This window comes from Acidovorax sp. LjRoot118, assembly GCF_964253575.1.
In the GTDB taxonomy this organism is placed as follows: Bacteria; Pseudomonadota; Gammaproteobacteria; order Burkholderiales; family Burkholderiaceae_C; genus Acidovorax.
Map to the genome: position 1 here is coordinate 6,522,604 of NZ_CAXURB020000001.1, position 19,586 is coordinate 6,542,189.

The 19,586-nt window shown below is 67.8% G+C and carries 18 protein-coding genes; 9 read left to right on the forward strand and 9 right to left on the reverse strand.

Annotated features, from left to right (window positions below):
- The first annotated feature begins 13 nt into the window (after positions 1-13).
- The gene (locus ACSQ9E_RS30625; RefSeq protein ID WP_436220001.1) at positions 14-1,021 is read left to right on the forward strand and encodes an aldo/keto reductase; all 1,008 of its coding nucleotides are present in this window, start codon (positions 14-16) and stop codon (positions 1,019-1,021) included.
- 38 nt (positions 1,022-1,059) lie between these two features.
- Here ACSQ9E_RS30625 and ACSQ9E_RS30630 read toward each other — a convergent pair whose 3' ends face one another.
- The 4 genes from ACSQ9E_RS30630 to ACSQ9E_RS30645 all read right to left on the reverse strand — a co-directional run bounded on the left by ACSQ9E_RS30630 (position 1,060) and on the right by ACSQ9E_RS30645 (position 4,445).
- Positions 1,060-1,440, reverse strand: a complete 381-nt coding sequence (locus tag ACSQ9E_RS30630) for a DUF4398 domain-containing protein (protein WP_436220002.1) — start codon at positions 1,438-1,440, stop codon at positions 1,060-1,062.
- A 366-nt stretch (positions 1,441-1,806) separates the two neighbouring features.
- Complete coding sequence (locus ACSQ9E_RS30635) at positions 1,807-2,748, reverse strand: OmpA family protein (RefSeq protein ID WP_436220003.1); 942 nt, start codon at positions 2,746-2,748, stop codon at positions 1,807-1,809.
- Between the two features lie 65 nt (positions 2,749-2,813).
- A complete protein-coding gene (locus tag ACSQ9E_RS30640; RefSeq protein WP_057200731.1) occupies positions 2,814-3,197 on the reverse strand; it encodes a DUF4398 domain-containing protein in 384 nt (127 codons plus the stop codon).
- 228 nt (positions 3,198-3,425) lie between these two features.
- The gene (locus ACSQ9E_RS30645; protein ID WP_057200838.1) at positions 3,426-4,445 is read right to left on the reverse strand and encodes a LacI family DNA-binding transcriptional regulator; all 1,020 of its coding nucleotides are present in this window, start codon (positions 4,443-4,445) and stop codon (positions 3,426-3,428) included.
- A gap of 130 nt (positions 4,446-4,575) precedes the next feature.
- Here ACSQ9E_RS30645 and ACSQ9E_RS30650 point away from each other — a divergent pair, with 130 nt between their 5' ends.
- The 6 genes from ACSQ9E_RS30650 to ACSQ9E_RS30675 all read left to right on the forward strand — a co-directional run bounded on the left by ACSQ9E_RS30650 (position 4,576) and on the right by ACSQ9E_RS30675 (position 11,659).
- Entirely contained in the window at positions 4,576-5,379 is an 804-nt protein-coding gene (locus ACSQ9E_RS30650; RefSeq protein ID WP_057200732.1) for an SDR family NAD(P)-dependent oxidoreductase, read from the forward strand.
- 132 nt (positions 5,380-5,511) lie between these two features.
- On the forward strand, positions 5,512-6,549 hold the full coding sequence (locus ACSQ9E_RS30655; protein WP_057200733.1) for a TRAP transporter substrate-binding protein: 1,038 nt from the start codon (positions 5,512-5,514) through the stop codon (positions 6,547-6,549).
- The gene (locus ACSQ9E_RS30660) at positions 6,549-8,420 is read left to right on the forward strand and encodes a TRAP transporter large permease (RefSeq protein ID WP_436220004.1); all 1,872 of its coding nucleotides are present in this window, start codon (positions 6,549-6,551) and stop codon (positions 8,418-8,420) included. The genes ACSQ9E_RS30655 and ACSQ9E_RS30660 overlap by 1 nt, the downstream gene beginning before the upstream one ends.
- Positions 8,421-8,495: 75 nt before the next feature.
- On the forward strand, positions 8,496-9,047 hold the full coding sequence (locus tag ACSQ9E_RS30665; protein ID WP_436220005.1) for a VOC family protein: 552 nt from the start codon (positions 8,496-8,498) through the stop codon (positions 9,045-9,047).
- 4 nt (positions 9,048-9,051) lie between these two features.
- A complete protein-coding gene (locus ACSQ9E_RS30670; RefSeq protein WP_057200736.1) occupies positions 9,052-10,338 on the forward strand; it encodes a ribulose-bisphosphate carboxylase large subunit family protein in 1,287 nt (428 codons plus the stop codon).
- Between the two features lie 16 nt (positions 10,339-10,354).
- Positions 10,355-11,659, forward strand: coding sequence for a four-carbon acid sugar kinase family protein (locus tag ACSQ9E_RS30675; RefSeq protein ID WP_436220006.1), 1,305 nt, complete (start codon positions 10,355-10,357; stop codon positions 11,657-11,659).
- Between the two features lie 69 nt (positions 11,660-11,728).
- Here the strand turns inward: ACSQ9E_RS30675 and gap are convergent, their stop codons facing one another.
- The 3 genes from gap to tkt all read right to left on the reverse strand — a co-directional run bounded on the left by gap (position 11,729) and on the right by tkt (position 15,674).
- Positions 11,729-12,727: a type I glyceraldehyde-3-phosphate dehydrogenase gene (gene gap, locus ACSQ9E_RS30680; RefSeq protein WP_057200738.1), complete on the reverse strand. Its 999-nt coding sequence runs from the start codon at positions 12,725-12,727 to the stop codon at positions 11,729-11,731.
- Between the two features lie 27 nt (positions 12,728-12,754).
- A complete protein-coding gene (locus tag ACSQ9E_RS30685; RefSeq protein ID WP_057200739.1) occupies positions 12,755-13,459 on the reverse strand; it encodes a hypothetical protein in 705 nt (234 codons plus the stop codon).
- Positions 13,460-13,616: 157 nt separating this feature from the next.
- Positions 13,617-15,674 (reverse strand): transketolase, encoded by a 2,058-nt coding sequence (gene tkt, locus ACSQ9E_RS30690; RefSeq protein WP_057200740.1) that lies wholly within the window; start codon positions 15,672-15,674, stop codon positions 13,617-13,619.
- A gap of 136 nt (positions 15,675-15,810) precedes the next feature.
- Between tkt and ACSQ9E_RS30695 the strand changes: the two genes are divergently transcribed.
- Both ACSQ9E_RS30695 and ACSQ9E_RS30700 read left to right on the forward strand, forming a co-directional pair.
- The gene (locus tag ACSQ9E_RS30695; protein ID WP_057200741.1) at positions 15,811-16,212 is read left to right on the forward strand and encodes an S-adenosylmethionine decarboxylase family protein; all 402 of its coding nucleotides are present in this window, start codon (positions 15,811-15,813) and stop codon (positions 16,210-16,212) included.
- On the forward strand, positions 16,209-16,967 hold the full coding sequence (locus ACSQ9E_RS30700) for a nucleotidyltransferase family protein (RefSeq protein WP_057200742.1): 759 nt from the start codon (positions 16,209-16,211) through the stop codon (positions 16,965-16,967). Before ACSQ9E_RS30695 ends, ACSQ9E_RS30700 begins: the two co-directional genes overlap by 4 nt.
- A gap of 9 nt (positions 16,968-16,976) precedes the next feature.
- On the opposite strand, the gene ACSQ9E_RS30705 is transcribed toward ACSQ9E_RS30700, so the two are convergent.
- Both ACSQ9E_RS30705 and ACSQ9E_RS30710 read right to left on the reverse strand, forming a co-directional pair.
- The gene (locus tag ACSQ9E_RS30705; RefSeq protein WP_057200839.1) at positions 16,977-17,735 is read right to left on the reverse strand and encodes a hypothetical protein; all 759 of its coding nucleotides are present in this window, start codon (positions 17,733-17,735) and stop codon (positions 16,977-16,979) included.
- Between the two features lie 111 nt (positions 17,736-17,846).
- Entirely contained in the window at positions 17,847-19,559 is a 1,713-nt protein-coding gene (locus ACSQ9E_RS30710; RefSeq protein WP_057200743.1) for a flotillin family protein, read from the reverse strand.
- Positions 19,560-19,586 lie beyond the last annotated feature (27 nt).

Sequence of the window (19,586 nt, forward strand, 5' to 3'; positions counted from 1 at the left end):
AGCAATGACCACCATGCAGACACGCCAACTTGGCCCCTTTGAAGTCAGCGCCATCGGCCTCGGGTGCATGAACCTGAGCCACGCCTACGGCACCCCTGTCTCGCCCGAGCAGGGCGAGCGCGTGCTGCTCGCCGCGCTCGACGCAGGCGTGACCCTGTTCGACACCGCCACGCTCTACGGTTTTGGCGCCAACGAGACTCTGGTGGGCCGTGTGATGAAGCCGCACCGCCAGCGCTTCACCCTGGCCAGCAAGTGCGGCATGCAGGGCGTGGACGTGGCCGGCGACGGCAAACTGGTGCGCGTGATCGACGGACGCCCCGCCACCCTGCGCCAGACCTGCGAGGACAGCCTGCGCCGCCTGCAGACCGACGTGATCGACCTGTACTACCTGCACCGCTGGGACAAGCAGGTGCCTATCGAGGACAGCGTGGGCGCGCTCGCCGACCTGGTGCGCGCGGGCAAGATACGCAGCATCGGCCTGTCCGAAGTGTCGGCCGCTACGCTGCGGCGCGCGCATGCGGTGCACCCCATCGCTGCCGTGCAAACCGAGTATTCGCTGTGGACGCGCAACCCCGAGATCGCGGTGCTCGAAGCCTGCCGTGAGCTGGGCGTGGCCTTCGTCGCCTTCAGCCCCGTGGCGCGTGGTTACCTGTGTGGCGATCTGAAAGATGTGTCCGCACTGGACGCCAAGGACATCCGCCGTGCGATGCCGCGCTTTGCCCCCGAGGCCTACGCGGCCAACCTTGCGCTACTGGACAGCTACTTTGCGATAGCCCGCCAAGTCGGCTGCAGCCCCGCGCAACTGGCGCTGGCCTGGCTGCTGCACAAGGGCGAACACATCATCCCCATCCCGGGCACGACCAGCGTGGAGCACCTGCACGACGACCTGGGTGCCGACGCAGTGCAACTCGACGCGCAGACCATGGCCGCCCTCGATGGCGCCATCAACCAGCAGAACGTCGTGGGCCCCCGCTACAGCGCCCAGAGCGCGAGCGAGGTGGATACCGAGACGTTTGCCTGAAACAATGCACGCCCTGCACCGTTGCAGGGCGGGTCGCATCAGCGGCGTGTCTGCGCTTCGGTGTGCAGGCTGATCTGGGCGGTGCCGGAGTTGGCGGTGCGGATGTTGGCAGCCAGCATGCGCGCGCGTGCCGCATTGGTGGCGGTCTCGGCCTGCAGCGCCGCCATGTAGGCGATGTGGTTGGTTTCCGCCTCGTCGCTGGTCTTGCTCCAGATGCTGTTGGCCTGTGCCAGGGCTTCGGTGGCCTGTTTCAGTTCCAGGGCTGCGTGCCGGGCGACTGCCGGGTCGGCGCTGGCGGTGCCTACGGCCGTGCGGGCCCGCTCCAGCGCCATGGACGGGGCCGTGGCACAAGCGGAAAGAAACCCTGCGGCCATCGCGCTGATGGCGAGAACGGTGGTGCTGCGAAGCATGGGATGCATGGTGGCTGTTTCCTTCAAGGACTCTGGTGAGCAGGTCTGCATGGGCTTCATATGTAACAAATGCATATGACCCGCCCGTGGCAGAAATTGAACAGCAAAACCTGTGCCGCCCCGCATGGGGCTTACCCTGGTGGGGTATTGCCGTTACCAGTGTCCTGAGCACGCACCAATCCAATGCACCCAGGCAAAGCCCCAGATGTTACATGTGTGTGAATACTCACTTAGACGTATTCGTCTTGTCGGATGAGGCGTCGGCTCCCCGATTGCCATGCCGGTGCGGGCGCGCCAGCCATGCAAAAGACCGCGTGGCGTGAGCGGCGCGGTCTGGGGAGGGGACCAGGGCGGCACGCCGCCCGGCGGGGGGCTTCAGCGGCCCTTGAGGTTGCCCTTGTCGTCGGCGATCACGATCTCCACGCGGCGGTTCATTGCCCGGCCCTCGGGCGAGGCGTTGTCGGCCACCGGGTAGACCTTGCCGTAACCGCGCGCCGTGATGCGGCTGGTGTCCACGCCCCGCGCCACCAGCGCATCGCGCACGGCGCCGGCACGGCGAGCCGACAGTTCCTGGTTGTACACGTCCGAACCCACGCTGTCGGTATAGCCCTCGATCAGCAGCTTGCGCTCGGGAAACTGCTTGAGGAAATCGGCCAGTTTGTCCAGGCGAGGCCCGGCTTGCGCAGACAGCTCGGCCTTGTTGAACGCGAAGAGCACGTCACCCAGGGTCACGAGCAGGCCGCGCTCGGTCTGCTGGGCCTCCATCTCGCGCAACTGGGCTTCGAGCATGCGCACGCGGTCCTGGGCGGCGCTGGCCTGGGCCAGGGCTGCGCTGGCCTGCGCCTGCTGCTGGGCTGCGCGCTGTTCTGCGCTCATGGCCTGGGCCTGGGCTATCTGGGCATTGCGCGCCTGGGCGTCCGCGCGCATGCGCGCTTCATCGGCCTCGCGGGTGCGCGCCTGCAGGCGGATGCGGTCGGCTTCGGAACTGGCGCTCTGGATGCTGGCATCGAGCATGCGGGCCCGCGCCGCATTGTTGGCGATCTCGGCGCGCTGGGCGGCGATATAGGCCAGGTGGTTGGTCTCGGCCTCATCGTGCTTGTCAGCCCAGAAACGGTCGGCACGGGCCAGGGCATCGCTGGCCTGCTTGAGCTCCAGGGGGGCGTATTGGGCCACCGCAGGGTCCGTGCCGGCACGGCTCACTGCCGTGCGGGCCTGCTCCAGTGCGGCGGAAGGTGCGGTACTGGCGCAGGCGGCCAGCAGGCCCGCAGCGATCAGGCTGGTGGCCAGGGCAGTGGTACGGCGAAGAATGGGGTGCATGGTGGGTATTCCTTCAAGATTCGGGGTCACGGGGCGTGACGGCAGGCGCGGTAGGGCTGATGCGATCAGCGGGCGGGCGCGGCGCGGCGGTTGATTTCTTCCTGCAGCGCGCGGATGCCGTCCTGCACCTGGGCCAGGCTTGCGGCATTGCGCTCGGCATCGGCGCGGGTTTCTGCCACACGGGCGTCCACTTCGGCCTCGGCGGCCAAGCGGCGGGCGGCGGTGTAGTCCTGCGCGCCCATGGCCTTCTCGGCCGCCATGAGCTTGTCGCGGGCACGCTGCAGTTCGACGGGTGCGGTCGCAGTCACGCTGGGTGCGGCAGACACGCGGGTCAGCGTGGTGCGGCTCACGGCCATCTGTTCCGTGGGCGGTGGCGTGGAGGAGCAGGCGGCCAGGGCGCCCAGGGCGAGAACGGCAATGGCAAGGCGGAAAGGTGCGGATGAAGGCATGGTGTTCTGAACTCCTGTGGAGGGGGATGGGATCTGCCCTCCCCGATGCCGGCAAGCCGGGCGAGGGGGCGACCAGGAGACGTTGCTGGTACAGGTGCATTGTTCGTGCAGCGACCTTCAGGCCGCGTAGTCCCTGCCTCAGTTCGCCTGTGGGCCAGGTCTTACATCGGCTTACGTGTCAGGGGCCGCAGCGGGCCGACGCAGGCCAGGGTCCCGCAGGCACCAGGGTCAGGGCAGGTTCTCGCGAAAGACCACCTGGCTGCGTGTGGTCTCCACACCGGACAAGGCGGGACGCCCGTCGCGCAGGTTGGCGAAGATGCGCACGCAGCTGGTGATGGTGCTCAAGGGGTTCTGGGTGATCACCGCGTCCATGCTGCCGTCGATGAGCTGGGCGCGCGTGTCGGGTGTCAGGCCGTGGCCGATGAACACCACCTTGTGCTGCACGCCGCACTCCTGCAGTGCGCGGGCGATGCCGTCGGAGGCGCCGCCGATGTTGTAGATGCCGGCCAGGTCCGGGTGGCGTTCGAGCAGGGTGCGTGTCTGGCGGTAGTTCTTCTCGGTGTCGTCGAGCCCCTCGCGCAGGCCGACCACGGTGAGCTTCGGGAACAGCTCTTCGAGCACGTGCAGGAAGCCTGCTTCGCGCTCCTGGTGCGCCGCATAGCGCAGGCTGCCTGCGACCAGGGCCACCTTGGCATCGCGCACACCTATGAAGCGGCCGATCAGGTAGCCTGCGGTGCGGCCCGCAGCCCGGTTATCCAGGCCTACGTAGCCCACGCGCTGCGAGTTGCCCAGGTCCGAGATCACCGTGACCACGGGCACGCCGCGCCCGGCCAGCGTGGCCACGGCCTCGCGCACCTGGGGGTGCTCCAGCGCCATCATCACCAGGCCGTCGTAGCGCTTGCCATGGTGCAGCAGCGCCTGGGCCAGGGCCTCGGGGTTGAAGCTGTCCACCGTCTCGGCGCGGCACTTGACGTGGAAGGGCGCCCAGTGCTCCTGCGAGTAGCTGACCATGTCGCCCAGCATGGTGAGGAAGCGGCTGGTATTGCGCGGCAGCAGGAACATCACGCGCAGGGGCGCAGGCGCCAGCGTGGCGGCCAGACCGTCCGCCGGCAGGTAGCCCAGCTCGCCCGCGGCCTGCACCACGCGCTGCGCGGTGGCCTGGCGCACGCCGCCGCGGCGGTTGAGCACCCGGTCCACGGTGGCAGTGGAGACGCCGGCCAGCGCGGCAACCTCCACCACGCCGGGCATGGCGCGGCTCACGGCGGCCCTCCGAAACCATCAAAACCCATCATGTTTGGCGGTTGGTACATCACGGGCCCGAGGCTATCGTAAGAGCCCACCGCATGCCAGAGGGCGGTGGTCAAGACAAGGAACAATGATGGAGACAAACAACAAGCGGCTCGCGGGCCGCGTCGCCCTGGTGTTCGGTGCCGGGTCCGATGGCGACGGCTGGGGCAATGGCAAGGCCGCCGCAGCCGCCTATGCGCGGGCCGGGGCCCGGGTGGTCGCGGTGGACCGTGATGGCACCGCCGCCGAAGTGACGCGCGACACCATCCTTGGTGAAGGCAACGAAGCCATTGCGGTCACGGCCGACGTCACGCAGTGGACCGATGTACAGGCCGCCGTGCAGGCGGCCACCGAAGCTTTCGGCCGCGTCGACATCCTGCACAACAACGTGGGCATCACCTCTCAGGGCGGCCCGGTGGAGACCACCGAAGACACCTGGGACCGAGTGATGGCGGTCAACGTCAAGAGCATGTTCCTGACCTGCAAGGCCGTGTTGCCGCTGATGCAGGCGCAGCAGTCGGGCGCCATCGTCAACATCGGTGCGCTCGGTGGCGTGCGTTGGACGGGCTATGCCTATTGCGCCTACGCGGCCTCCAAGGGGGCGGTGAACTCCTTTACCCAGAGCGTGGCCCTGCAGTACGCGGGGGAGGGCATCCGCGCCAACTGCATACTGCCAGGCGTGATGGACACGCCGCACATCTACCGCCAGATCTCGGGCTTCTACGCCAGCCACGAGGAGATGGTGGCCGCGCGCCACAAGCTCTCGCCCACAGGGCGCATGGGCGATGGCTGGGACGTGGCCAACGCCGCGGTGTTCCTGGCCTCCGACGAAGCCCGCTACATCAACGGCGTGGAGCTGCTGGTCGATGGTGGCATGCATGCGCGGTGCAACTGACGCTTCCAACCATCAAAAGTCATCAGATTTTCGATTTGCGCAGGCCTCCGACCACCGATAAGGTCTGCCCTTGAACGAGCCGCCCCGCGCGTGCCGATTCCAACGATTCCATAAAGACAGGAGACAAAGACCATGGCCCATTCGAATCACTCATCTTCGCGCCGCAGCCTGCTGCGCGGTCTGTGCGCGTTGCCCGCCGCATCCGTCGCGGGCGCCTGGCCGGGGCTGGCGAGCGCTGCTGCGCCGGAGTACAGCTTCAAGTTCGGCAACAACCTGCCTGTGTCGCACCCGCTCAACGTGCGCGCCAACGAGGCGGCGGCGCGCATCCTGTCCGAGAGCAAAGGGCGGCTCGAACTCAAGGTGTTCCCCAACAACCAACTCGGCGGCGACACCGACATGCTCTCGCAGGTGCGCAGCGGTGGCCTCGAGATCTTCAACGCCGGCACCATGGTGATCGCCACGCTGGCGCCCATCAGCGCCATCACGGCCCTGGGCTTCGCCTTCGCCGACTACGAGCAGGTGTGGAAGACGGTGGATGGCAAGCTGGGCGACAGCATCCGTGCGGCCTTTGCCAAGGTGGGCCTGTACACCTTCCCGCGCATGTGGGACAACGGCTTTCGCCAGGTGACCACCAGCACCAAGGCCGTCAGCAGTGCGGCCGACCTGGGCGGCATGAAGATCCGCGTGCCCGTGAGCCCCATGGGCATCTCGATGTTCAAGGCGCTGTCGGCATCACCGGCCAGCCTGCAATTCAGCGAGGTGTATTCGGCCCTGCAGACCAAGGTCGTGGATGCGCAGGAGAACCCGCTGGCCATCGTGCAGACCGCCAAGCTCTACGAGGTGCAGAAGTTCTGCTCGGTCACCAACCACAGCTGGGACGGCTACCACATGGTCGTCAACGGACGCGCCTGGCGCGGCCTGCCGGACGACCTCAAGCTGATTTTGGGCCGGGCCTTCGATGAAGCCGGGCTGCAGCAGCGCGCCGACCTCGCCAAACTCAACGAGACGCTGCGCAGCGACCTCACCACCAAGGGCATGGCCTTCAACGATGCCAACCCGCAAAGCTTCCGTGAGCAACTGCGCAAGGCTGGTTACTACACCGAGTGGAAGGGCAAGTTCGGCGACGAGGCCTGGGCGCTGCTGGAAGCCTCCGTCGGCAAGGTGTCCTGATGCTCGCAGCTGCCGTGTCCGCCCCCGTTCCCACGGGCTGGCGTGCCGCGCTCGGTCCCGTGGATCGGGGCATCGGCGCGGTGGTGGAGTCCGCCGCCGCGCTGCTGGTGCTGGTGGAGATCTGCCTGCTGTTCTGCGGTGTCGTGTCGCGCTACGTGTTCCACGCACCCCTGGTCTGGTCCGACGAGCTGGCCTCGATCCTGTTCCTGTGGCTGTCCATGCTAGGCGCGGTGGTGGCACTGCGCCGCGGCGAGCACATGCGCATGACGGCCTTCGTGGGCAAGGTGCCGCCGGCGGCGCGCGCCTACCTGGAGGCGCTGGCCATGGCCGCGTCGTTCGCGTTCCTGCTGCTCATCCTGCACCACGCGTACGAGTACGCGGCCGAAGAGGCCGTGATCGTCACGCCGGCGCTGGAGATCAGCAACGCCTGGCGCGCCTCGGCGCTGCCGGCGGGCATGGCGCTGATGTTGCTGGTGTGCACGCTGCGCATGCTGCGCGAGGGCGGTCTGGCCGTGATGCTGGCGGCTTGCGCCACGGTGGGCGCGCTGGTGCTGGCCTTCTGGCTGGCGCAGCCGGTGTTCCCGCCGCTGGGCAAGCTCAATTTGGTGATCTTCTTCGTCGTGGTGGTGGCCACCTGCGTGTTCGCGGGCGTGCCCATCGCTTTCTCGTTCGCACTGGCCACCTTCGGCTATATGGCGCTCACCACGCGCGCACCCATGCCGGTGCTGGTGGGCCGGCTCGATGAAGGCATGTCGCACCTGATGCTGCTGGCCGTGCCGCTGTTCATCTTCCTCGGCGCGCTGATCGAGATGACCGGCATGGCACGCGCCATGATCCAGTTCCTGGCCAGCCTGCTGGGCCACGTGCGCGGTGGGCTGTCGTATGTGCTGATCGGTGCCATGTACCTGGTTTCGGGCATTTCGGGCTCCAAGATCGCCGACATGGCGGCCATCGCGCCGGTGCTGTTCCCCGAGATGCAAAAGCGCGGCGCCAAGCCCGGCGACCTGGTGGCGCTGCTGTCGGCCACGGGCGCGCAGACCGAAACCATACCGCCCTCCATCGTGCTGATCACCATCGGCTCGGTCACGGGCGTGTCCATCGCGGCGCTGTTCACGGGCGGCATGCTGCCGGCCGTGGTGGTGGGGGCCTGCCTGTGCGCTGTGGTCTGGTGGCGCTACCGCCGTGAAGACCTGTCGCAGGTGCAGCGCTTCGGCCGTGCGCAGATCGTGCGCTTCCTGGTCACGGCCTTGCCAGCCATCGCGCTGCCGTTCGTGATCCGCGCGGCCGTGGTCGAGGGCGTTGCCACGGCGACCGAGGTCTCCACCATCGGCATCGTCTACGCTGTGCTGGTGGGCCTGTTCATCCACCGCCAGTTCGACTGGCGCCGGCTGCGGCCCATGCTCATCGAGACCGCTTCGCTCACCGGCGCCATCATCTTCATCGTGGGCTGCGCCACGGCCATGGCCTGGGGGCTCACGCAGTCGGGCTTCTCGCACGACCTGGCCGAGGTGATGAAGCAGCTGCCTGGAGGTGCCTGGGGCTTCATGGCGGTTTCCATCATTGCCTTCGTGGTGCTGGGCAGCGTGCTCGAAGGCATCCCGGCCATCGTGCTGTTAGGGCCGCTGCTATTTCCCATTGCCAAGGCCGTTGGCATCCACGAGGTGCACTACGCCATGGTGGTGATCTTCGCCATGGGCATCGGCCTTTTCGCGCCGCCGTTCGGTGTGGGCTATTACGGCGCCTGCGCGATCAGCAAGGTGCACCCCAACGAGGGCCTGTCCCATATCGGCGGCTACGTCATGGCGCTGTTCGTGGGCTTGCTCATCGTGGCCGCGATCCCATGGTTTTCCACCGGTTTTCTGACCAAGTAACGCATTCCATCCAGTCCCCCTGGTCTGGCCGCTGCGTGCACCGGGCCCTCCTTCCCTTTCTGAAAGACGCAAACCATGAGCCGATTCTTTGGTGAGATCCGCCAGGTGGCCTACCTCGTGCCCGACATCGAGGCCGCCATGGACTACTGGGCCAACGTACTGGGCGTCGGGCCTTGGTACTACAACCCGCGCGTGCCGATCCAAAACTACACCTACCGCGGCGAGCGCCATGAACCGCACAACTCCGTGGCCCTGGCCAACGCGGGTGGCGTGCAGATCGAGCTCTTGCAGACGCGCAACGACGTGCCCTCCATGTACCGCGACTTCCAGCAGGCCGGCCACGTGGGTGGGCAGCATGTGGCGTACTGGACGGAGGACTTCGACGCCGATCTGGCGCGCGCCGAGGCAGCGGGCTTCAAGGTCTGCATGAGCGGCGAGGTCGGCAAGAACGGCCGCTTCGTCTACTTCGAGGACGGCAAGCACCCGGGCCTGCACCCAGGCGCGCTGATCGAGCTGTCCGAAGTGGCGGGGCCCAAGGGCCGGCTGTTCACGCTGATCCGCGAGGCGGCCAAGGGCTGGGACGGCAGCGACCCGGTGCGGCCTTTCCCCGACCTCAACACCCTCTGATCCCATGGACGCCCAGCATTTCGAAGCCACCTACCTGATCGAGACGCCGCTGGACCCGGCCCACGTGGCGGAGGTACTGGCGGGGGAGCAGTCGTGCGGCACCTTCACGCGTGTGGAGGGCGAGACCGATGCGCTGCGTGAGCGCGCGCGCGCCATGGTGGAGTCCATCGAGGAGCTCGAATCCGTGGCTGCCCCCAGCCTGCCCAACGGCTGGCTGGAGCGCCGTGCCTCAGCCGGCAAGCCCCTGGCTGGGCCGTTCCGGCGTGCGCGCATTCGGGTCCGCTTTCCGGTGGCCAATGTGGGCGCCAACCTGCCCACGCTGGCGGCCACGGTGTCGGGCAACCTGTTCGACCTGGGCGAGGTCACGGGTCTGCGACTCGAATCACTGCACCTGCCTGCGGAATACCGCACACGCTTCGACATGCCGCGCCAGGGTATCGCGGGCACCCGTGCGCTCACGGGGGTGCAGGGGCGCCCGCTCATCGGCACCATCGTCAAGCCCAACGTGGGCTTGTCGGCCGAGGAGACCGGGGCGCTGGCCGCCCGGCTGTGCGCGGCGGGCGTGGACTTCATCAAGGACGACGAGGTCTGCGCCGACCCCGTGCATGCCCCGCTGCAGGAGCGCGTTAGGGCCGTGATGCGCGCTGTGCGAGCGCACCAGGACCGCACGGGCAAGCACGTCATGGTGGCCTTCAACGTCACCGACGAGACGGACGCCATGCGCCGCCACGCCGACCTGGTGCAGGCCGAGGGCGGCAGCTGCGTGATGGCCAGCCTCAACTGGTGCGGCTACTCGGCTGTGCAGACCCTGCGCCGGCATACGCCGCTGGCGCTGCATGGCCACCGCAACGGCTATGGCGCGCTGTCGCGGCACCCGCTGCTGGGCTTCTCGTTCCAGGCCTGGCAGACCCTGTGGCGCCTGGCGGGAGTGGACCACATGCATGTGCACGGCCTGCAAGGCAAGTTCTCGCAGACCGACGACGAGGTGGTCGAGTCGGCCCACGACACGCTGGCCCCCCTTGCGCTGGGCCTGGACGATGCCGTGCTGCCCGCCGTCTCCAACGGCCAGTGGGCCGGCACCGTGCCGCTGACCTGGGAGCGCCTGCGCAGCACCGACCTGCTTTTCATGTCGGGCGGTGGCATCCTGGCCCACCCCGATGGCCCCGCAGCCGGGGTGGCAAGCATCCAGCAGGCCTGGGAGGCGGTGGCGGCGGGAACGCCCCTCGACCACTTCGCCCGGCACGCTCCCGAGCTGCAGCGCGCGCTCGGTTTCTTCGGCGCCAAGGCCTGAGTGTGGAGACCAGCGCATGATGGCTGCATCCACCGCCCGGCTGGGTTGGTACGGCGACGACTTCACCGGGGCCACCGACACCCTGGCCACGGCCGCCCAGGCGGGGCTGCGTGCCCTGCTGTTCATGGGCGTGCCCACGTCTGTGCAACTGCAGCGCGCAGGCCCGCTCGATGCCATCGGCATCGCCGGCGCGGCCCGCGCCATGGACCCCGAGGCCATGCGCGCCGAACTGGAGCCCGTGGGCCGCTTCTTCGCGCAGATGCGCGTGCCGGTGCTGCACTACAAGGTCTGCTCCACCTTCGATAGCGCGCCGCAGGTGGGCAGCATCGGCGTGGCGGTACACACGCTGCGCCAGCATGTGGAGAACCGCTTCGTCCCCATCGTCGGCGGCCAGCCCAGCCTGGGGCGCTACTGCGTGTTCGGTAACCTGTTCGCCCGCGCAGGGAGCGACCCTGCGGTGCATCGCATTGATCGGCACCCCACCATGAGCCGCCACCCGGTCACGCCCATGCAGGAGAGCGACCTGCGCCTGCACCTGGCGCAGCAGGCCCTGCAACCGGTGCCTGGAATCGATTACCCGCTGTACGCCCAGCCGCTGGCCCACCAGGAGGCGGCGCTCGATGCCATGCTGGCGGGGCACCCCGCTGCCGTGCTGATGGATGCCAGCCGCCCCGAGGACCTGCAGGCCGTGGGCCAACTGGTGTGGCGCCGGGCGCAGCAGGCGCGCCTGCTGGCGGTGGGCCCGAGCAGCGTGGTGCAGGCCCTGGCGACACAGTGGCCGCGCGCAGCGGCTGCGATGGACGCACGGCCATTGGCGGCGGCCCAGGGTCCTGTCTTCGTGCTGGCGGGCAGCCTGTCGCCGGTGACCGCCCAGCAGGTGCGCATGGCCGTTTCGTACGAGACGGTACCCGTCGATGTGGCAAGCCTGGTCGAGGGCGGCGATGCCGCTGCACAGGCCATGGCCGACCGCTTGGCTGCCTTGCTGCGGGATGGCCGCAGCGTGCTGGCGGTGACTGCGGGCAGCGCATCCGGCGGTGCCACGGCACACGCCGTGGCGCAGGCCGGCGGGCGAGTGCTGGCACGTGTGCTGGCACAGGTGGCGCTGCGCCGCATCGGCATCGCCGGGGGCGACACCTCCAGTCTCGCGGTGCAGTCGCTCGCGGCCTGGGGTTTGTCGTACCAGGCCTCGCTGTCGCCCGGCGTGGCGCTGTGCCAGCTGCACAGCGACCTTGCGGCGCTCGATGGCATGGAGATCATGCTCAAGGGTGGGCAGATGGGGCCCGGCGATCTGTTCGAGCGGCTGTTGCATGGCGGTCCTTGAATCCGCGCGACGATGAAAAAAGCCGGCAACCCCTGCGGGCTGCCGGCCTTGATCAGAAGCGGAAGCGGGTTACTTGGCCACCACGCGCACCATTTCCAGGCACTTGTTCGAGTAGCCCCATTCGTTGTCGTACCAGCTGACGATCTTCACGAAGGTGCCATCGAGCGCGATGCCGGCGTCGGCATCGAAGATCGAGGTGCGGGTATCGCCGCGGAAGTCGGTAGCCACCACCTTGTCTTCGGTGTAGCCCAGCACGCCCTTGAGCGCGCCTTCGGACTGGGCCTTCATCTCGGCCTTGATCTCTTCGTAGGTGGCGGGGTTCTCCAACTCCACCGTCAGGTCGACCACGGAGACGTCGCTGGTGGGCACGCGGAAGGACATGCCGGTCAGCTTCTTGTTCAGCGCAGGGATCACCACGCCCACGGCCTTGGCAGCGCCGGTGCTCGAAGGGATGATGTTCTCCAGGATGCCGCGGCCGCCGCGCCAGTCCTTGTTGGAGGGGCCGTCCACCGTCTTTTGCGTGGCGGTGGCAGCATGCACCGTGGTCATCAGGCCGCGCTTGATGCCCCACTTGTCGTTGAGCACCTTGGCCACGGGGGCCAGGCAGTTGGTGGTACACGAGGCGTTGGAGACGATTGCCTCGCCCTTGTAGCTCGTGTGGTTCACGCCGTACACGAACATGGGGGTGTCGTCCTTCGAAGGCGCCGACAGGATGACCTTCTTCGCGCCGGCGTCCAGGTGCTTCTGGGCCGTGACCTTGTCCAGGAACAGGCCCGTGGATTCGATCACCACGTCCGCGCCGACCTCGTTCCACTTCAGGTTGGCGGGATCGCGCTCTTGCGTCAGGCGGATCTTCTTGCCGTTGACGATCAGCGTATTGCCTTCCACCGAGACTTCGCCCTTGAAGCGGCCGTGCACCGAGTCGTACTGCAGCATGTACGCCAGGTACTCGGGCTCCAGCAGGTCATTGATCGCAACGACTTCGATGTCGCTGAAATTCTGGATGGCGGAGCGCAGCACGTTGCGGCCGATGCGGCCAAAGCCGTTGATGCCAATCTTGATCGTCATTTCCAAGGTTCTCCAAACGTTAAGGAATCATGGTTGACACTGCGCCGCCTGCGCGAATGTCGAGAGGTATCCCAGGCGCTGCACCGAGGGGGTGGGCTGCGTCTGGTAGAAGTAGACACTGGGCTGGTCGAAGGTGGGTACGGCCGTGTCGGCACCCAGGCACATGGTGCCGTTGGCATAGCAGCGCAACTGGAAAGGCGATACGGTGGCCGTGCCGGTGGGCGTGGTCAGCAGCTGCGGGAAGCTTTTCTCGGCCCAGTCAAGCACGCAGTCCAGCGGCGTCGAGATGCCCGTGCCGTGCAGCGGGTACGTCGCCAGCGCCCCGCCAGCGCGCGACTGGACGATGAACTGGGAAATGCGCGCCCCGGGGGCGGTGGGGGTGAAGGCCACCAGAGTCGAGCAGCCCTGGTTGGGCTGCAGCACGGCGTTGGAGCAGCCGTCCGAGCCGGCCGGGATCAGGAAGTCCCCCTGCGCAACGACCGGGCAGCCAATGCCAGCGCAGGTCGCCAGGGCCGCACCGCTGGAAATCAACGTGCCCAGCTGCAGCGGCGCACTGCTGCGGTTGAACACCGAGAAGTACTGCGTGGAAAACGTGGCATTGAGCGGGACCTTGCCGAAATTGTGGCCCGCTGGCGGATCGGTGATCTCCACCTGGGCCTGTGCCGACAGGCAGGCCAGCGACAGCACGGCCAATGCGGCCAGCGACTTGCGGGGGAACAGGGTCGGGATCATGGCAACTCCTTCAAAAAAGGGGGACGTCAATGAAAACGACTAGCGTGCCGGCCACATGTAACGGCGTCAAGCATGCAAAGAGGCCGCAACGTGCTGTAAGTCACGCGAAACCTCTGCATATTTGCACAATGTTACGTTCCTGCCCCGCCGCGCCCTGTCAGCGGCCGCCCTTGAGCACGGCCTGCACGGTGGCAGCCACGTTCTCTTCGGTGAAACCGAAGTGCTTGAACAGCACCGGTGCCGGAGCCGATTCGCCGTAGGTATCGAGACCCACGACGGCGGCGCAGCCATACTTCCACCAGCCATCGGTCACGCCCATTTCCACCGCCACGCGGGGGATGCCCGCGGGCAGCACAGACTTCTTGTACTTGGCGTCCTCGCGGTCGAAGGTCGTGTTGCTCGGCATGGAGACCACGCGCACGGCGATCTTGCGGTCGGCCAGCAGGCGCTGGGCCTTCAGCGCCAGCTGCACTTCGGAGCCGGTGGCGATGATCACCGCCACGGCCTTCTTCTTGAGGCCCACATCGGTCGGCTCGCTGAGCACATAGGCGCCGCGGCTGATGTCGCCCAGGTCGCGCTTGGGTGCGTAGGGCAGGTTCTGGCGCGACAGCAGCAGTGCAGTCGGCTTGTCCTTGTTTGTCAGCGCCACGCTCCAGGCCACGGCGGTTTCGGCCGTATCGCCCGGGCGCCACACGTCCAGGTTGGGGATCAGGCGCAGGCTGGCGGCATGCTCCACCGACTGGTGGGTCGGGCCGTCCTCGCCCAGGCCGATGGAGTCGTGCGTGAACACGTGGATCACGCGCTGCTTCATCAGCGCGGCCATGCGGATGGCGTTGCGGCTGTAGTCGCTGAAGGTCAGGAAGGTGCCGCCGTACGGAATGAAGCCGCCGTGCAGCGCAATGCCGTTCATGATCGCGGCCATGCCGAATTCGCGCACGCCGTAGTTGATGTGGCGCCCGCCGATCTTCTTGCCTTCGGCCACTTCGGTCTGCACCACGTTGCCCTGCATGTCGAAACGCAGGTTGGGCGTGCTCTTGGTGTTGGTGAGGTTGGAGCCGGTCAGGTCGGCGCTGCCGCCGAGCAGCTCGGGCAGGGCGGCGGTGAAGGCTTCCAGTGCCAATTGGCTGGCCTTGCGGCTGGCCACGGTCTCGCCCTTGGTATGGGCGGCGATCACGGTGTCCACGGCCACCTGGGCGAAGTTGGCGGGCAACTGGCCCTGCATGCGGCGTGTGAGCTCGGCAGCCAGCTCGGGGAAGGCGGCGGTGTAGGCGGCAAAGCGCTCGTTCCAGGTCGCTTCAGCGGCCTGGCCGGTGTCCTTGGCGTTCCAGGCGGCGTACACGTCGTCAGGGATGCTGAAGGGTTCGTGGCTCCAGCCCAGGGCTTCGCGGGTCAGCGCGATTTCCTCGGCGCCCAGAGGCTCTCCGTGGGCCTTGGCGGTGTTGGCGCGGTTCGGGCTGCCCTTGCCGATGTGCGTCTTGCAGACGATCAGGGTGGGGCGCTCGCCCTGTTTCTTGGCTTCGGCGATGGCGGCGGTGACCTTTTCGGCGTCGTGGCCGTCGATGGGGCCGATCACGTTCCAGCCGCTGGCCACGAAGCGCAGGGGCGTGTTGTCGGCGAACCAGGGGGCGACCTGGCCGTCGATGCTGATGCCGTTGTCGTCGTACAGCGCGATCAGCTTGTTGAGCTTCCAGGCGCCGGCCAGCGACACGGCCTCATGGCTGATGCCTTCCATCAGGCAGCCGTCACCCAGGAAGACGTAGGTGTTGTGGTCCACGACGGCATGGCCTTCGCGGTTGAACTCGGAGGCCAGCAGTTTCTCGGCCAGGGCAAAGCCCACGGCGTTGGTGATGCCCTGGCCCAGCGGGCCGGTGGTGGTTTCCACGCCGGGCGTGATGCCTACTTCGGGATGGCCGGCGGTCTTGCTGTGCAGTTGGCGGAAGTTCTTGAGCTCGCCGATGGGCAGGTCGTAGCCCGTGAGGTGCAGCAGCGCGTACAGCAGCATGGAGCCGTGGCCATTGCTCAGCACGAAGCGGTCGCGGTCGAACCATTGGGGGTTGGTCGGGTTGTGCTTGAGGTGGCGACCCCACAGGGCCACGGCCATGTCGGCCATGCCCATCGGGGCGCCGGGGTGGCCTGAGTTGGCTTGTTGTACGGCGTCCATGGCCAGCGCGCGGATCGCGTTTGCCATTGGTTGGTTTTGCAGGGTGTTGGCCATGGAAGGGCGGCTCCGGGTGGGGGAGGTTCAGGGGAAACCCGGCATTTTACCGGTGCGCGCCCCGGGGCCCGCCGGCAGGCCCCGCGAAGCCCCGCCAACCGGCCACGGCAAGCGCCAATGCACTACAGTGCAAGCCATGCAAGGACTGCACCTCACCGCCGATCTCCATGGCTGCCTCTGCGCCCCCGAATGGCTGCTGGACGCCGCCGCCCTGGGCCGTGCCTGCACGGACGCCGTGCGCGCTGCGGGCCTGCAGCCCGTGGGCCAGTTGTTCCATGGGTTTCCCGCCACGGAGCAGGGGCCGGGCGGGGTCACCGCCACGGTGCTGCTGGCCGAATCGCACCTGTGCGTGCACACCTGGCCCGAGCAGCGCGCCGTGACGCTGGACGTCTACGTCTGCAATTTTGGCGCCGACCATTCGGGCAAGGCGCGCGCGCTCATGGATGCGCTGCTGGCCCTGTTCGAGCCCGCCAGCGTGCAGCGCCACGAGCTGCAGCGCGGTGCCGTGGGTGTCGCGGCGATGGATGCCTCGGCATGAGCGCCGCAGCCCAGGTCCCGGCCCTGCTGCTGGCCGCCGGCCGCGGCGAGCGCATGCGCCCGCTGACCGACACCACCCCCAAGCCCCTGCTGCCGGTGCAGGGCCAGCCGCTGCTGGTATGGCACCTGCAGGCCCTGGCCGAGGCCGGCGTGGGCGAGGTGGTGATCAACACCGCCTGGCTGGGCGAGCAGATCGAAGCCCACTGTGGCACCGCCTTCGGCACGCACCACTCACGCCGGGGCAACCACCGGATCGAGATCGCCTACTCCCGCGAGGGCCGCGACTTCGGCGGCGCGCTGGAGACGGCGGGTGGCATTGCGCGCGCGCTGCCGCTGGTGGAGTCGGACGTGTTCTGGCTCGCGGCCGGGGACGTGTACGTGCCGGACTTCGTGTTCGATGCGAAGGCAGTGCAAGCCTTCAAGGCCAGCAGGCAGCTGGCCCACCTGTGGCTGGTGCCCAACCCGGAGCACCATCCACGCGGCGATTTCGGCATGTCGCCCGAGGGGCTGGCGCTGAACCTGCCGGCCGATGACCCGGCGCTGCGCTACACCTACAGCACCATCGCGCTGCTGCATGCCGAGTTGTTTTTCACGCCTTGGTGCGACATTCCGGTCGGAAACCCCGGGGGTGAGAAGGCGGCTCTGGCGCCGCTGCTGCGCCGGGCCATGGACGCGGGCCGCGTGGGCGCCTCGCTCTACAACGGCCGCTGGACCGACGTGGGTACCCCCGAGCGTCTGGCAGAACTCAACCGCTGAACCAGAGGCTCACTGCCCCGGGCTGGGGGTTCCCGCATGGGCGGGTTGCACGGTGATGGCCGGGCCGTTCTCGCAGGCACGCAGCAGCCATTCGCTGGGCCGAAAGCGCGCCTCGGGCCCATCGGGCGCAGGCTTGCCGACTTCCGCCTGCACGTCGTAGGGGATAGGCGGTACCTGGAACACGGCCACCTGTCCCTTGCGGCAGGCCAGTGCCGGCACCAGCTTGTGCACCACCCAACCCTGGGTGTTGCTGTCGAACCGGTAGACCGGGCCCAGGGTCTGGTCCTGTGCCAGTTCCAGGCGCATGGGGGTGATCTGCAGTGCGCTCGCCCAGGCACCGGCAATCTCCACGGGCTGCGCAAAGCGCACCGATTCCAGTCCATGCAATGCAACCGGCTTGCCAGGCTCGCCCTTGTCGAACGGATCGGTGCGGTTGACGAGGCTGCCCGCCGGGATCAGCAGTTCGCCGTACTGGAAGTCCTGCGGCAGCACGAACCGCTCCCTGCTGGCACGAACGACGGCTCCGTCCAGCCGTGCCTGCCGGGCGCTGTTCGCCAGGTACCACTGCAGCACGATCAGGGCATTGCAGAGGACGGCCACGGCACACAGCACCTGGAGTGCGCGCCGGGTGAGCAGCCACTTGTGCGGGACGTTGATCCAGCGTGCGTAGACGCCGTAGGCCAGCAGGGCTGCGGTCAAGACCAGGCCCAGCAAGGGCAGCAGCATGGTCAGGATGAAATTCAGCAGGGACGCAAGCAGGTTGAGCATGGTGCTTGAGTCTGCCACGCCCATGGGCTGGGCCGCCTGGCTGCAGGGCTTTGCGTGGCGCACAAGCCACGCGGGGCTGTGCGCCGAGCCCGGCCAAGCCGGGCTACCGGATCACTCGGCGGCGTGGCTGGCAGGCGCCGGCGCGGTCTGCGGCGGGTTGCCCAGCATGCCGGCCAGGCTGTGCGCCAGGCCGGTGATGCCTTCGTTGGACAGGCCCGCGTCCTTCATCACCGCGTCCACGATGGGCTTGGCGATCTGGTACTGCAGGGCCGAGTTCATGACCTGCTCGGGAAAGGTGCCCTGTGCCCCACTGCCGCCTTGCCCCGTACCATGGCCTCCCGAGCCGCCGGGCAGACCGCCCACCTGCACGATGCGAATCGAGTCGATCTTCTCCATCGGGCGCACGGCCTGCTGGATGATCAGCGGCAACTGCTGCAGCAGCAGGCTGCGCACCTGCAGGTCCACCTGCGCGGCCGACAGGGTGTTGAGCGCCTCGTTCAGCGCGCGCTTGCCTTCGGCTTCGGCCAGGGCTGCCGCCTGGCGCGCGCGGGCCTCGATGGTGATGGCCTCGGCACGGTCCAGGGCGGCCTCCTTCTCGGCCGATGCCGAGACCTTGACCGAGATGGCGCTCTGCTCGGCGTCCTTGGATGCCTCGATCAGCTGGATGTTCTTGTCGCGTTCGGCCACGGCCACCTGGCGCGCGGTGTTCACGGCTTCCTCGGCCTTCACGGCCTCGGCGCGCGCCAGGTTGGCGGCGGCGTCGGCATCGGACTGTTCGCGCGACTTGTTGGCAATCGCGATCTGCGTGTCCTGGCGCGCGATCTCCACCTGCTTGCGTTGTTCGGCGCGCTTGGTCTCGGTGTGGCGCTCCAGTTCGATCTCGCGCGTCTGGATCACCAGGTTCTTCTCGATCTCGGCGGCCTTGATCTCGCGCTCGGCCTCGATGCGCTTTTGGCTCACCTGGCGCTCGGCCTCGATCTTGGCGGCCTCGGCTTCACGGCTGCGCTCGGCTTGCTGCGTGGCGATCAGCGCGGCCTGCTCGGCGCGGGTGTTCTCGATTTCGCGCTTTTGCGACAGCGAGGCGAACTCCTGGTCCTTCTCGATGGTGAGCTTCTGGCGCGTGGCCTCCAGGTCCTTGGTGCGCACCTGCACCTCGGTGTCCTGCTCCACGTCGTTGCGTTGCTTGCGGCGGGCTTCGGTCTGTTCGGTCAGGCGCGTCAGGCCCTCGGCGTCAAAGGCGTTGTTGGGGTTGAAGAACTGCTTGTCGGTCTGGTCCAGGCTGGTCAGCGACACGGATTCGAGCTCCAGCCCGTTCTTCTCCAGGTCTTCGGCCACGGCGTTCTGCACGGCCTGCACGAAGTCGCGGCGCTTGTCCTGCAGCTCCTGGATGGTCATCGTGGCAGCCGTGGCGCGCAGCGAGTCCACGAACTTGTCTTCCACCAGCGCCTTGAGTTCCTCGGGGCTCATGGTGCGCGCGCCCAGGGTCTGGGCGGCGATGCTCACGGCTTCCTCGGTCTGCTTGACGCGCACGAAGAAGGCCGCCGTCACGTCCACGCGCATGCGGTCCTTGGTGATCAGGCTTTCCTTGGCGCGGCGCACCACTTCGAGCTTCAGGGTGTTCATGTTCACCAGCACGCGCTCGTGGAACACCGGCAGCAGGATGGCGCCGCCGTCCATGATGACCTTCTGGCCACCCAGGCCGGTGCGCACGAAGGCGGTTTCCTTGGTGGAGCGCTTGTACAGGCGCGCAAAGACGATGCCGATGGTCAGCAGCGCCAGCAGGGCAATGGCGGCGATTACGCCCAGTTCGAACAGGTTGGTCATTTCTCGGTGGCTCCCTCGGTTGGTGTT

Coding starts and splice junctions, on each gene's coding strand:
- ACSQ9E_RS30625 (WP_436220001.1), top strand. CDS start 14: ATGCAGACACGCCAACTTGGCCCCTTTGAAGTCAGCGCCATCGGCCTC.
- ACSQ9E_RS30630 (WP_436220002.1), bottom strand. CDS start 1,440: ATGCATCCCATGCTTCGCAGCACCACCGTTCTCGCCATCAGCGCGATG.
- ACSQ9E_RS30635 (WP_436220003.1), bottom strand. CDS start 2,748: ATGCACCCCATTCTTCGCCGTACCACTGCCCTGGCCACCAGCCTGATC.
- ACSQ9E_RS30640 (WP_057200731.1), bottom strand. CDS start 3,197: ATGCCTTCATCCGCACCTTTCCGCCTTGCCATTGCCGTTCTCGCCCTG.
- ACSQ9E_RS30645 (WP_057200838.1), bottom strand. CDS start 4,445: ATGCCCGGCGTGGTGGAGGTTGCCGCGCTGGCCGGCGTCTCCACTGCC.
- ACSQ9E_RS30650 (WP_057200732.1), top strand. CDS start 4,576: ATGGAGACAAACAACAAGCGGCTCGCGGGCCGCGTCGCCCTGGTGTTC.
- ACSQ9E_RS30655 (WP_057200733.1), top strand. CDS start 5,512: ATGGCCCATTCGAATCACTCATCTTCGCGCCGCAGCCTGCTGCGCGGT.
- ACSQ9E_RS30660 (WP_436220004.1), top strand. CDS start 6,549: ATGCTCGCAGCTGCCGTGTCCGCCCCCGTTCCCACGGGCTGGCGTGCC.
- ACSQ9E_RS30665 (WP_436220005.1), top strand. CDS start 8,496: ATGAGCCGATTCTTTGGTGAGATCCGCCAGGTGGCCTACCTCGTGCCC.
- ACSQ9E_RS30670 (WP_057200736.1), top strand. CDS start 9,052: ATGGACGCCCAGCATTTCGAAGCCACCTACCTGATCGAGACGCCGCTG.
- ACSQ9E_RS30675 (WP_436220006.1), top strand. CDS start 10,355: ATGATGGCTGCATCCACCGCCCGGCTGGGTTGGTACGGCGACGACTTC.
- gap (WP_057200738.1), bottom strand. CDS start 12,727: ATGACGATCAAGATTGGCATCAACGGCTTTGGCCGCATCGGCCGCAAC.
- ACSQ9E_RS30685 (WP_057200739.1), bottom strand. CDS start 13,459: ATGATCCCGACCCTGTTCCCCCGCAAGTCGCTGGCCGCATTGGCCGTG.
- tkt (WP_057200740.1), bottom strand. CDS start 15,674: ATGGCCAACACCCTGCAAAACCAACCAATGGCAAACGCGATCCGCGCG.
- ACSQ9E_RS30695 (WP_057200741.1), top strand. CDS start 15,811: ATGCAAGGACTGCACCTCACCGCCGATCTCCATGGCTGCCTCTGCGCC.
- ACSQ9E_RS30700 (WP_057200742.1), top strand. CDS start 16,209: ATGAGCGCCGCAGCCCAGGTCCCGGCCCTGCTGCTGGCCGCCGGCCGC.
- ACSQ9E_RS30705 (WP_057200839.1), bottom strand. CDS start 17,735: ATGCTCAACCTGCTTGCGTCCCTGCTGAATTTCATCCTGACCATGCTG.
- ACSQ9E_RS30710 (WP_057200743.1), bottom strand. CDS start 19,559: ATGACCAACCTGTTCGAACTGGGCGTAATCGCCGCCATTGCCCTGCTG.